Source organism: Mangrovibacterium lignilyticum (assembly GCF_010882175.1).
GTDB classification, from domain to species: domain Bacteria; phylum Bacteroidota; class Bacteroidia; order Bacteroidales; family Prolixibacteraceae; genus Mangrovibacterium; species Mangrovibacterium lignilyticum.
The window spans coordinates 1,241,297-1,254,078 of record NZ_WKLH01000001.1 but is presented as its reverse complement, the minus strand read 5'-3'; the positions used below and the strand labels follow the sequence as shown (position 1 = coordinate 1,254,078).

The following is a 12,782-nucleotide window of genomic DNA, read 5'->3' as shown; positions in this document are numbered from 1 at the left end:
TTTTGCTGCAAAATTACAATATTAAATGGCGTCCATGGCTTCCTTCGCTTTTTTCTGAACTCTTCTCGAAATAACAATTCCAACCTCGTACAGAAAAACCAGGGGCAGACAAACCATGATCTGGCTAAATACATCGGGTGGAGTGATGATTGCTGAAAGTATTAACAGAATGACATAGGCATGACGGCGATACTTTTTCATCATCTCGGGGGTGAGTATTCCCACTTTGCTCAGGAAATACACAAATACCGGTAGTTCGAAAATAACGCCGGAGGCCAGAGTAATTGATGTAACCGTACTGATGTACGATAATATGTTGATTTGATTGGCTACTTCGACACTAATGGAATACGATCCTAAAAAGTGAACGGATAAAGGCACTATTAGATAGTAACCAAAAAGAATACCGGTCAGGAAAAGGAATGTCATATAGAAAACGGCACCAATGGAATGTTGTCGCTCGGTGTCGTAAAGGGCAGGTTTTATAAAACGCCAAAATTCCCAGATAACATAAGGCGCAGCAATGATCAATCCGGCAATAATCGATGTCCAGATGTGAGTCATGAACTGTCCCGACATGGAGATGCTGATTAATTTTAACTCCGAGGTATTGATTCGAAGCGAATCAGCCCCTGTTAAGTCCGCCAGTTTCCCGAACATTCGATTGGTCCAAAAACCAGGTAACTTCGGACTCATGATGATTTTATCGAATATGATGTCCTTATTAATAAATGCCAAAATCGAGAAAATAAATACAGAAGCGAATGCCCGGATTAAATGCCATCGCAGAACTTCCAGATGGTCGAGAAAGGACATTTCTTCTTCTTCGACTTTTGTTTTCTTCTTTTTTTTTGTGCTTTGCTCTTCGGCCATAATGCGCAAATGGGTTGAAACTTAACTGCACGAATTGGGTTGTGCAGGCGGGAACAAATATAGTTTTATATTCATAATTGTACTAAAAAGCAAAACCTTAAAATTTCATAAGCATCGTTAATGTGGGCTATTTTCAAAAAAAAAATCATTGTATTTTGAGAATGTTTTTAGCTATCTTAGATTTCGTTTACGAAAACGTGATAAAGGAGATCAAATTTTATTGGCTTTATGGAGAATAATCTCATATTAACCGATCAACTCCGGAAATACTTTGGTTTTGATCGTTTTAAGGGTCAGCAGGAAGATGTAATAAAAAGTGTTTTGGATGGAAATGACACTTTTGTGTTGATGCCGACGGGTGGTGGTAAATCGTTGTGTTACCAGCTTCCGGCGTTAATTATGGATGGAACCGCCATTATTATTTCACCGCTGATCGCCCTGATGAAGAATCAGGTAGACTCAATTAGAAGTTTTGGAACTGATGATGGGATTGCCCATTTTTTAAACTCATCATTGTCGAAGCAGGCCGTACAGCAGGTGAAGGAAGATGTTAGCAGTGGAAGAACAAAGTTGTTATATGTTGCGCCTGAGTCATTGACGAAACAAGAAAATGTTGATTTCTTAAAATCGATAACAATTTCCTTTTACGCGATAGACGAAGCTCACTGTATATCAGAGTGGGGGCACGATTTCAGACCAGAATACCGACGTATTCGACCAATAATTCATGAAATCGGGAGTGCGCCGATTATTGCCTTAACTGCGACAGCAACTGCTAAGGTTCAGCACGATATTCAAAAGAATCTTGGGATGTTGGAGGCCAATGTATTTAAAGCCTCTTTCAATCGCCCGAACCTGTATTATGCTTTAAAACCCAAGGTGAAACCGGAAGCTCAGATTATTCGGTTTATTAAGGAAAATGAGGGGAAAAGTGGTATTATTTATTGCTTGAGCCGCAAGAAGGTCGAAGAACTTGCAGAGCTGTTAATGGTGAACGGAATTAGTGCTTTGGCCTATCATGCCGGAATGGACTCTGCTACACGAAGTGGAAACCAGGATAAATTCCTGATGGAAGACGTGGATGTTATTGTTGCAACGATTGCTTTTGGGATGGGAATTGACAAACCCGATGTTCGCTTTGTAATTCACTACGATATTCCCAAAAGTCTGGAAGGCTATTACCAGGAAACGGGGCGAGCGGGCCGCGATGGAGGTGAAGGACAGTGTATTGCCTTCTACTCTTATAAGGATATTCAGAAGCTGGAGAAGTTTATGCAGGGTAAACCCGTTGCTGAACAAGAGATTGGACGACAATTGTTGTTGGATACAGCATCGTACGCTGAATCGGCTATTTGCCGCCGGATTATTCTGCTGAATTATTTTGGAGAAACACTGGAGGAGCCTTGCGGTAATTGCGATAACTGCCTCAATCCAAAAGAGCAGGTGGAAGCTTCAGATGAAGTGCAACGCGCTCTGATCGCGATTCAGGAGGTGAAAGAGAAGTACAAAGCCGAGCATATTTCAGATATTTTGACAGGTCGGCTGACTGCCGCGATTAAGTCATTTCATCACGATGAATTGAAAGCTTTTAAAAATGGCGCTGAACACAGTCACCGTTTTTGGAATGCTGTTTTCCGTCAAAGCATGATCGCAGGCTTGATTAGTAAAGATATCGAGAATTATGGGTTGTTGAAATTAACACCCAAGGGATTGGCCTTTATTGAAAAACCGGAGCCTTTTTTGCTCGTTCGAAATCACAATTATAATGAGTTAGAGGAAGAATACAATGCTGTGTCGGGGGCCGCTTCGGGGTCCGCCGGTGATCCGGAATTGTTTCAGCAATTGAAGGACTTGCGTAAGAAAGTGGCGAAGAAAATGAATTTACCTCCTTTTGTAATCTTTCAGGACCCTTCCTTGTCGGATATGTCTATTCAATACCCGATTTCGATCGATGAGTTGAAAAATATTCAGGGAGTAGGTGAAGGGAAAGCAAAGCGATACGGGAAGGAATTTATAGCTCTGATCAAAAGCTATGTCGAGGATAATGGTATTGAGCGGGCGCAGGATTTGGTGATGAAAACTGTTGCCAATAAATCAAAAACTAAAGTTGAAATCATTCAGGCCATCGACCGGAAAATGTCACTTGAAGATATTGCTGATTCCAAAGGGATTGAAATGCCTGAGTTAATCAGTGAGATTGAGGCGATTGTGAACTCAGGCACTAAAATAAATATCGATTATTATATCGATGAGTTGATGGATGAAGAGCATCAGGAAGAAGTCTTCGAATATTTTAGGGAAGCGGAAGATGACTCCATTCAGGCTGCTTTAGACGAATTGGGGGAAGACGATTACTCGGAAGAGGATATCCGTTTTATGCGGATTAAGTTTATGTCGGAACTTGGGAATTAGTTTGGAGTTTACTTTTTTTGTAAATAGTTTCTATGCGAATAATTGAGATAATGAACTAGTATTGTATTAACTTTATAAATGAAACGATGTCGATGGACATCGTTTTTTTGTTGCTGGAAATCGAATTTCTGTTGATTTTGAATTCGCGAGCTGCGGTTCTGTTCTTTCATCATTCAGTAAATCATGTGTTTAATCTATTCTCATTCTAAACAAGCCTTTCATTTCGCAAGCAGTCAATTGGTTAGTCGTGTCATTCCTGATTTTAACTGATTTGTGAAGGTCGCCTGATTTTGGGGTTACAGGGCATTGGTGTAGTTTTGTTCGTATAGAAACTATTAAAGGCATTGATGAAGATTTTTAACGAACCCCAGCAAGTTATTGCAAACCGAATTAAAGAAAATTCAACGATCTCACATTGGAAAGACTGGAAATGGCAGTTGCGAAATACAATTAAAACCATTGACCAGTTTGAGTTCCTGACCGGAATCCGTTTTACTGAAGATGAAAAGGAAAACCTGAAAGAAACATTAGACAAGTTTCCATTGTCGGTTACACCTTACTACGCTTCACTTATTGATGAAGACAATTACCAAAATGATCCGGTTTTTAAACAGGCGATGGCTGATAGCAAGGAGCTAATCGTATTGGAGAACGAGATGGCAGACCCGCTGTCAGAAGAAAGTGATAGCCCTGTCGAGGGAATTACCCACCGCTATCCTGACCGGGTTTTATTCCATGTCAGCAATATCTGTTCGATGTATTGCAGGCATTGTACGCGTAAACGCAAGGTTGGTGATCACGATTTTATCCCATCTAAAGAGCAACTGGCAAAAGGTATTGAGTATGTTCGAAATAACCCGGTTGTGCGCGATGTACTTTTGTCCGGTGGTGATCCATTTATGTTGTCGGATGAGAAGATCGATTGGCTTCTGAGTGCACTAAGTTCTATCCCACATGTTGAAATTATTCGTATAGGAACTAGAATGCCAGTCGTTTTACCCTATCGGATTACGGATAATTTAGTTCAAATATTAAAGAAATATCAGCCCGTGTGGATAAACACACATTTTAATCATCCTCGTGAGCTTACGAGTTCGGCAAAAGAGGCTGTTCGGAAATTGGCTGACGGTGGTTTTCCATTGGGAAACCAGACTGTGTTGCTTGCCGACGTGAACGACTGTCCGCGAATCATGAAAAAGCTTGTCCAAAAATTGGTTGAGAACCGCATTCGTCCTTACTACTTATATCAATGCGATTTATCGGAAGGTCTTTCGCATTTTCGTACGCCAGTTGGTAAGGGTATTGAAATTATGGAAAGCCTGATTGGACATACCAGCGGATTTGCGGTTCCAACCTATGTGATTGACGCCCCCGGAGGCGGTGGTAAAATACCGGTTATGCCTAACTATTTGATTAGTTGGTCGACCAATAAGGTTGTCCTGCGGAACTACGAAGGTGTTATTACGACTTACAAAGAACCAGAGCATTACGAAAATAAATTCTGTGATCGCGATTGTTCCGATTGCAAACTTGAATTGAACCTTCAGGAAGGAGATGAGTTTCACGCTTTGGGAATTGAAAAGTTATTGTCGGACGAAAATGATTCAATTTCATTGATTCCTGAAAATAATGATCGGCATAGTAGGAGAAAGGTGTAGCATGGATAAGGTTGAGAAGTTAGGTCAATCGCTCATACACCATGGCTCGGAAAATAATCGCGTGTATCTATTGAAGCTTCATTCAGATGATGTACCAGTTATTACTAAACAGCTGGAGGCTTTAGCTCTTCAAAACGGGTATACAAAAATTATAGGCAAAGTGCCCATGGGGAGTTTGGCTGTTTTTGAAGCTGCCGGGTATCGGCAGGAGGCTCATATTCCTGGTTTTTTCGAAAGCGGTGATGCCGTGGCTTTTATGGCAAAATATTTCGATCAGTTTCGGAGCGTGGTGGATCAGGATGAGAAAGCATCGTTTGATGTTTGGCTCGGCGAGGGCATAAGAAAAAATGATTATTCTTTTAAGAAAACGTTTAATATTGCCCGGATAACAATGGCGGATTGCGGAAAAATGGCTAATTTATATCAGCAAGTATTTAAGTCATATCCGTTCCCAATTTTTGATCCGGAATATTTGAAGGAAACCATACAGGAAGGACAGGTAATTTATTTTGGTGTTTGGGCAGGAGCAGAGTTGGTTGGCTTGAGTTCGGCAGAGCTTGATCGGGGAAATAGAAATGCAGAGATGACCGATTTTGCGGTTTTGCCTTCTTATAGAGGACACAAGCTGGCTCTTTATCTGTTGCAGGAAATGGAAAAAGAAATGACTGCTGAAGGTTTTCGGGTGTTGTATACAATTTGTCGGCTAAAATCGCCCGGTATGAATAAAACCTTCATAAACAGTGGCTATCGGTTTGGTGGCGTACTGGTCAATAATACACAGATAGCCGGGCAAATTGAAAGTATGAATGTGTTTTATAAAAACATAGAGGTATGGCCGGAATTCAATATTTAGGGAAACGATGTCCATTTTCATCAAACTGTCCTGTATTTCATGGGACTTTGATTGTTGAAAAGGCGCCATTGATGCTGATTAAGAATGTTTTTTGCAACCGTGGAATTAAAGGGTGGAAAAACTGTGTGAGATTTCAATTAGCTGAGACGGAGGACGAAGTTCCGTCAACAGCAACGCCATATAAAAAACAATAGAAGCCTATGAAAGAGACATTAGACTTGAAAACAGTAACAGACGAAGTTGAACGTGAAATCATCAAGTTGGTTCACAAAAAGGGAAAGTGCATGATGGGAGACATTTTGATGCACTTAAAATTAAGCTACCAAAAAGGAAAACAGTATGTCAGTTCGTTAGAGTCAAAAGAAGTTTTGACTAACCGGGAACAGGCACCTTTTTACACCCTGAAGGTAGATCTTAGTTGATTAATCACAGCCCATATCATTGTGCATCGTGCCAGCAATCGAGCAGAGTCAAATGGCGCTCACTAATTAATGCCGTGTGTTGTATTGGCAGAAGTAATCCGTAACCCACACCCCTCATTCTCGACGGAGTTGGTCAGGGCTCGCAGATTGCTTAGCAATATAGCCGCGATTGGGTTAGCTTTGACCTGCCCGAAATTTTGAAAAGATAGATTAGGGAAAGATTTTATTGAGATGGTTTAGACTAGGGCTAACGTCGAAAAACAAGCCTTTTAATCCGAGCTCGTTTTCTTTCAATTCCAAAAAGTCATAGTGGTCGACTAGGTACTGTGCGCCGCGAAACTGCAGACCTACCGCATCAATGATTGCGTACTCGTGCGATGGATCAATGACATAGAAAGCGTCTTTTTTAGTGGTTCCGTCTCCGGAACTTAAAAGTGCGTCCAAGATAATCTGAATCTGCGTCGTTCGAAGTTGAACCTGATTTTCATCTTTTTGTAGCCTTAAGGCGTAAAGTTGATAGTTCAGCGCTTGCATCGAAAACGGATTTTTGACCAGTATTGAATCCGACAATTGGATGATTCGATCGATATCGTTTATACTCTGGGTCTCCTTTTTTAATATGACAAGAATATGATCGATGTATTTCGGGGAAGCATAAGGTGCATATCCGGCTTGGAATTGATAACCATAGTATAGGTGCCTTTTTTCCTGTAGAGTTAACGTTGAATCAGCCACCAGGAAACGTTGCATCAAGTAAGGATAATAAAAGGAACTTTTTTTCTGTTCGATCTCTTTTCTGATTTTTCGGTAATCGGGGCGTTCAACGTCTGTGCTTTGAGCCGATATAGTTAGACTGAGAAGCAAGCAACAGCAAATGGTTAATGACGCATTTTTCATTTGGTTCAAGCAGCTTAAGTGATTAGTCTACTTGAATAAACGTAATGCATTTGTGAAATATTATAGTGGCAGTTTGTTTGGCAAAAAGTGATTGACTGGATCCATAAAAAAAAGGCCGATCAATTTGATCAGCCTTTTTTGTGTGCAATTTATTTCTTAATGGTGGTTTTTGTAGACGGTTCCTGGGTACACTTTCAATGCTTCCTCCAGTATTTTCAGGGCTTTTGCCAGGTCCTTCTTTTTTAGGACATAGGCAATCCTGACTTCATCTTTTCCATATCCCGGGGTCGTGTAGAAACCGGTAGCCGGAGCCATAAAGATGGTTTCTCCTTCATAATTGAATTCGTCAAGCAGCCAGGCGCAGAACTTGTCAGAATCGTCAACAGGTAGTTGTGCAACGGTATAGAAAGCTCCCATAGGTATGGGCGAATAAACACCGTCGATCCGGTTCAGGCCGTCGATTAAGAACTTCCGGCGTTCAACGTATTCATTGTACGAATCCATTAAATAGCCATCGGTTTCTTCCAGCGATGCTTCAGCAGCAATCTGTCCAATCAATGGCGGGCTAAGCCGTGCCTGGCAGAATTTCATCACGTTGCGGCGAACAGCTTCGTTTTTCGAAATCAACGCGCCGATACGGATGCCGCATTCGCTGTACCGTTTCGATACCGAGTCAATAAGGATGACATTTTGCTCAATACCCTCCAAATGGAAAGCAGAGATATAAGGAGCCCCGGTGTAGCAAAATTCGCGGTATACTTCATCCGAGAAAAGATACAAATCGTATTTCTTCACCAAATCCCGAATGGCATTCATTTCGGTTTGGGTATACAGGTATCCTGTTGGATTATTGGGGTTGCAGATCATGATCCCCTTTGTTTTCGGAGTGATCAGCTTTTCAAATTCTTCAATTGGAGGAAGAGCAAAACCTTCTTCAATTTTAGCAGGAATCGATTTGATAATCGCTCCGGCAACAATGGCAAATGCTTCGTAGTTGGCATAGGCCGGCTCCGGAACAATAATTTCGTCACCCGGATCTAAACACGACATAAATGCAAAGGTGACCGCTTCACTACCTCCGGTGGTTACAATAATGTCTTTAACCTCCACATTGATTTTGAATTTGTGGTAGTAGGCCGCCAGTTTCTGACGGAGAGACAAAGTGCCTTCACTTGGACTGTACTCCAAAATCTTCCGGTCGATACTCCGAATGGCATCTAACGCTCGTTGTGGTGTCGGTAAGTCCGGTTGACCAATATTTAAATGGTACACTTTTATTCCTCTTTCCTTGGCGCTGTTGGCCAATGGAACCAGTTTCCTGATCGGTGAATCAGGCATTTTATTTCCCCGAATGGACGTAGTTGGCATATTCAGTAACAAATTTTTGCTCGGAGGGCAAATATACAATTATCAAATTTAAATTGAATGAGCTGCAACAGCATAAAAATGAAATATTCTTGCAATTTATTCTTATAAATTATAAGGGAGTGAACAATTAGTAATGATTCGCACTTAATTGATAGACAAAATTGCAGTAAAAAGCGAAATTGTTGTCTTTTATCATGTTTTGCAACAGGAGACCAAACTAATTTGGTCAAACAAAAAAATAAAAAAAATCGTTATGATAGTTGGTGTACCGAAGGAAATTAAGAACAACGAGAACCGCGTGGCATTGACGCCAGCCGGTGCTGCAGAGTTAGTCAAACGTGGTCATGTTGTGTATGTTCAGGAGAGTGCCGGAAATGGTAGTGGATTTGCTAATGAAGATTACGAACATGCTGGGGCCAGGCTTTTACCGACAATTGAGGATGTTTATGGCATTGCCGAGATGATTATGAAGGTAAAAGAACCCATTGAGCAGGAATATAAACTGGTCAGAAAAGGACAGATTCTGTATACCTATTTTCACTTTGCTTCGTCGGAGCCTTTAACGAATGCGATGATTGAAAGTGGCGCGATTTGTTTGGCTTACGAAACTGTTGAGCTTGACGATCGTTCGTTACCGCTTTTAGTACCGATGTCGGAAGTTGCCGGTCGTATGTCGGTTCAGGAAGGTGCCAAGTATCTCGAGAAAACTTACGGTGGCTATGGCGTGCTGCTAGGCGGGGTTCCCGGAGTGCCTCCTGCTAAGGTGTTGATTATTGGTGGTGGTATTGTGGGTACCGAAGCAGCAAAAATGGCTGCCGGCTTAGGTGCAGACACAACGATTATGGATGTAAACCTGAAGCGTCTGCGCTACCTCGACGATATTATGCCAGCCAACGTGAAAACCATGATGAGCAATGATTACAACTTGCGCGAAATGGTGAAAACACATGACGTGATTATTGGTGCTGTGTTGATTCCGGGAACGAAAGCTCCGAAATTGGTGACTCGCGATATGATACCAACCATGCGCCCGGGAACGGTAATGGTTGATGTGGCTGTTGATCAGGGTGGCTGTTTTGAAACAACCAAGGCCACAACACACGACCATCCAACTTTTGTGATTGATGACGTGATTCAGTACTGTGTGGCGAACATGCCGGGAGCCGTTCCTCGTACATCAACGTTAGCATTGACAAACGCAACTTTACCATATGCGTTGCAGCTGGCCACTAAAGGCTGGAAACAGGCTTGTTCTGATGATTTAGCACTCCGTAAAGGATTGAATGTAGTTGACGGGAAAGTAGTTTACGAAGGAGTAGCCGAAGCTTTTGGCCTGCCTTATACTGCTGTTGATACCGTATTATAATTGATGAAAATTATTCTGAATGAGAACCCTTGCCGGCAGGCAGGGGTTTTTGTTGCAGATCGGTTTGGATTAATCATCTTCGAACAATCGTGTTCGGAAGTCTTTATCCAAAATATTTTCCGGTAATGCTTTCGATGGTAATTTTAATAATGCCGGTTGCTTTAAGCATGTTCTCCGGGTATTCCTGTCCCGCAAGTTGTGGCGTGTATTTGGCAACAACTTTATCCAAAGCTGAAATTTTTTCTGGGGTTTTTTCAATCATTGCGGCATGGCCAAAGGCAATTACACTTTGGTATTTGGTATTCACATCGCAGGCTTTTTCGTCCATGATGAGACGATCCATTTCTTCTACTTCGAAACAAACTTTAGCGTTTGCCTGAATATTGGCGAGCTTTTGTCCGCAGTTTAAACCATGGATGTAAATTTCGCTGCCGGTAAATACAAAGTGTACCGGAACGACATACGGAAATCCGTCAATATTTTGGGTGGCCAGGTGACCTACCTCCTGTTTGTTCATCAGCGCTTCGATTGCTTCGGGCGAAAGCTGATTTTGTTTCATTCGAGCTTGCATAATTGGGTATTTAGTGCTTGTTGATTAATGGTGTTTTTGCAAACTTATTGAAATTGCAGAATCGACTTCCATTGAGCTCCGATGAAAGCCCGAATAGAAAAGAAAAGATAAAGTTGTGTTCTCCGGAAGTTACGGAAAAGTGTTTTAGACCGCGGTGGTTGAAGCGGGGAGAGTTCTCGTATGTCCTTGATGAAGGGAATTATTCTTCAATCAGTCCATCGCGCATGCGGATGATACGATCCGACTGGCGGGCAAAGTCTTCGTCGTGGGTAACAATCACTAAGGTTTGGTTGAATTCGTCGCGCAGCTTAAAGAAAAGATCGTGCAAGTCGTCGCGATTTTGACTGTCGAGGTTGCCGGAAGGCTCATCGGCCATAATTACTGCGGGGTTGTTAATCAGTGCACGGGCAACAGCCACCCGCTGGCGTTCACCACCGGAAAGTTCTGCAGGTTTGTGCGTCAGCCGTTGCGACAAGCCTAAAAAGTCGAGCAGTTCTTTGGCGCGGGTTTCGGCTTCCTTTTTACTTTTCTTGGCAATAAAGGCAGGGATGCAGACATTTTCCAACGCGTTAAACTCGGGCAACAAATAGTGAAACTGGAATACAAAGCCAATCTCCTTATTTCGAAAGGCAGCCAATTGACGCTCGCCCAAGCCAAAAACCGATTTATTCAGAATTTCCACGTCACCGGAATCGGGTTTGCTCAAGGTTCCCAGTATTTGCAATAAGGTGGTTTTTCCGGCTCCGCTTGGGCCGACAATGGAGTACAATTTGCCGGCCGGAATTTCAAGGTCAATTCCTTTTAAAACCTGCAGGTCACCAAATGCTTTGGTAATGTTTTTAGCTGTTATCAATTGGTGTTGATTTTTGTTGAGCTAAAGATAATTAAAGTAGAATGATTTCGCGTGCTAAATAGGCGACGTAAAGTCCCAGCAAGACGACTCCGGTAAACCAATTGATTTTCCATCGTTTGACCAAAAGCAAAATGGTGAAGGCGATGAGAGAGGCAAAGAGCACGATTGACGAGCTTTCGAGGTTTTGTCCGCCTGCTTCGATCGTTCGGCCGCTGATTAAGATGACCAGCAGGAACGGAAAGCCCAGACCAACTAAAATATCGAAAATGTTAGAGCCAATGGCGTTGCTGATGGCCATATCACCACGTCCTTGTTTGGCGACAATGAGCGACGAAATAAGGTCGGGGATAGAGGTGCCTGCTGCCAATACGGTCAGAGCAATGATTGACTCGGGGATGTCCAGGATGTGCGAAACATGGATGGCTGTTTCGACCAGCACCCAGCTCATCCCGGCGATCAGTAAGATGGAGATGATAAATATCCAGTAATAATGTTTTTCATTGGGAAAGAAAAGACCGACAAACCGGTCAACCAGGTTCGGTTTTTCTTCTTCCACTTCCTCTTCGGTATGGTCTCTGCCGTTGTCTTTATAAGGGAACCATTTTTTCCAACGTACAACGGCAAATACATAAATGACATAAAGTGTCAGGAAAGCAATTGAATTGGCAATGCTGAAATCGCCGTCGATAATTCCCCAAAGCAGTAAGGCTACGGCAATGAAATAAAACAGAATATCGCGGAACATCGGTTGCCAGGTCAGTGTCGATTTACGCACAAGGGCTACCAAACCACCAATAGCGAGTAAGTTAAACAGGGCGCTTCCAACAATGCTTCCGATCCCGATGGCATCGTGGTCGCCGGGTCTCATGACGGCAAACAAGGCCACAAACAGCTCCGGAGCACTGGACCCAACAGCCATTAGGGTTGCTCCCGCAGCGTCGGATGATAATTTCCAGTCGTGGGAAATTCGGTCGAGCGAAGCAACAAAAAATTTGTCAACAATACGAGCCAGTAAAATAAAGCAAAGCAACATGGCTGCTGCAGAAAGGACTAAGTCGAACATGTAGAAAGGATTTAATTCTTTTTGAGCTCTTCTTCAACGCTTTTGCTTATTTCCCGGCCTTTTCCCTCCAAGTGACTGGAGGTGGTTTTAATATCTTCAGAGATCCGTGTTGTCTCTTTTCGAACCGTTGATTGTATATCATTGACTTCGCGTTTGAAGTCACTGGTGTTGGCTTCCAATTCGCGTTGAATTTCGTTAGTCGCCTTTTTAAATTCACGCAGTCCTTTTCCTAATGTTTTGGCAATATCGGGGATCGCCTTCGACCCGAAAAATAAAAGGGCAATCAGCATAACCATCACGATTTCGCCACCACTGATAAATAATAAAGAATGCGTCATATCCAATCAATTTTAAGCAAATATACAAACAACTTTATGACTTCCTTAGTTTGATCGAAAATTCAATATTTGACTGTGCAATAAAAAAGCCCCCGGATTTCCGGAGGC

General features: G+C 42.5%; 12 protein-coding genes. 5 read left to right on the top strand and 7 right to left on the bottom strand.

What is annotated here, in order from left to right; genetic code table 11:
- Positions 1-21: 21 nt before the first annotated feature.
- Entirely contained in the window at positions 22-873 is an 852-nt protein-coding gene (tatC, locus tag GJV22_RS05110; protein ID WP_163709627.1) for a twin-arginine translocase subunit TatC, read from the bottom strand.
- A gap of 228 nt (positions 874-1,101) precedes the next feature.
- Between tatC and recQ the strand changes: the two genes are divergently transcribed.
- The 4 genes from recQ (at position 1,102) to GJV22_RS05090 (ending at position 6,218) form a co-directional block, all read left to right on the top strand.
- On the top strand, positions 1,102-3,285 hold the full coding sequence (gene recQ, locus GJV22_RS05105) for a DNA helicase RecQ (RefSeq protein ID WP_163709624.1): 2,184 nt from the start codon (positions 1,102-1,104) through the stop codon (positions 3,283-3,285).
- 347 nt (positions 3,286-3,632) lie between these two features.
- Complete coding sequence (kamA, locus tag GJV22_RS05100; protein WP_163709622.1) at positions 3,633-4,943, top strand: lysine 2,3-aminomutase; 1,311 nt, start codon at positions 3,633-3,635, stop codon at positions 4,941-4,943.
- Positions 4,915-5,796, top strand: a complete 882-nt coding sequence (gene ablB / locus GJV22_RS05095; RefSeq protein WP_238480282.1) for a putative beta-lysine N-acetyltransferase — start codon at positions 4,915-4,917, stop codon at positions 5,794-5,796. Before kamA ends, ablB begins: the two co-directional genes overlap by 29 nt.
- A gap of 200 nt (positions 5,797-5,996) precedes the next feature.
- On the top strand, positions 5,997-6,218 hold the full coding sequence (locus GJV22_RS05090; RefSeq protein WP_163709615.1) for a hypothetical protein: 222 nt from the start codon (positions 5,997-5,999) through the stop codon (positions 6,216-6,218).
- Positions 6,219-6,428: 210 nt separating this feature from the next.
- Here the strand turns inward: GJV22_RS05090 and GJV22_RS05085 are convergent, their stop codons facing one another.
- Together GJV22_RS05085 and GJV22_RS05080 are read right to left on the bottom strand one after the other, a co-directional pair.
- Entirely contained in the window at positions 6,429-7,115 is a 687-nt protein-coding gene (locus GJV22_RS05085; protein ID WP_163709613.1) for a DUF4919 domain-containing protein, read from the bottom strand.
- Between the two features lie 156 nt (positions 7,116-7,271).
- Complete coding sequence (locus GJV22_RS05080) at positions 7,272-8,483, bottom strand: pyridoxal phosphate-dependent aminotransferase (RefSeq protein ID WP_163709610.1); 1,212 nt, start codon at positions 8,481-8,483, stop codon at positions 7,272-7,274.
- A gap of 253 nt (positions 8,484-8,736) precedes the next feature.
- Between GJV22_RS05080 and ald the strand changes: the two genes are divergently transcribed.
- The gene (ald, locus tag GJV22_RS05075) at positions 8,737-9,849 is read left to right on the top strand and encodes an alanine dehydrogenase (protein WP_163709607.1); all 1,113 of its coding nucleotides are present in this window, start codon (positions 8,737-8,739) and stop codon (positions 9,847-9,849) included.
- A 103-nt stretch (positions 9,850-9,952) separates the two neighbouring features.
- Here ald and GJV22_RS05070 read toward each other — a convergent pair whose 3' ends face one another.
- From GJV22_RS05070 to GJV22_RS05055, 4 genes are all read right to left on the bottom strand, one after another.
- On the bottom strand, positions 9,953-10,420 hold the full coding sequence (locus tag GJV22_RS05070) for a pyridoxamine 5'-phosphate oxidase family protein (protein WP_163709605.1): 468 nt from the start codon (positions 10,418-10,420) through the stop codon (positions 9,953-9,955).
- Between the two features lie 199 nt (positions 10,421-10,619).
- The gene (locus tag GJV22_RS05065; protein WP_163709603.1) at positions 10,620-11,273 is read right to left on the bottom strand and encodes an ABC transporter ATP-binding protein; all 654 of its coding nucleotides are present in this window, start codon (positions 11,271-11,273) and stop codon (positions 10,620-10,622) included.
- A gap of 31 nt (positions 11,274-11,304) precedes the next feature.
- A complete protein-coding gene (locus tag GJV22_RS05060; protein WP_163709601.1) occupies positions 11,305-12,336 on the bottom strand; it encodes a calcium/sodium antiporter in 1,032 nt (343 codons plus the stop codon).
- Between the two features lie 11 nt (positions 12,337-12,347).
- A complete protein-coding gene (locus GJV22_RS05055) occupies positions 12,348-12,674 on the bottom strand; it encodes a Sec-independent protein translocase subunit TatA/TatB (RefSeq protein WP_163709598.1) in 327 nt (108 codons plus the stop codon).
- Positions 12,675-12,782: the final 108 nt, after the last annotated feature.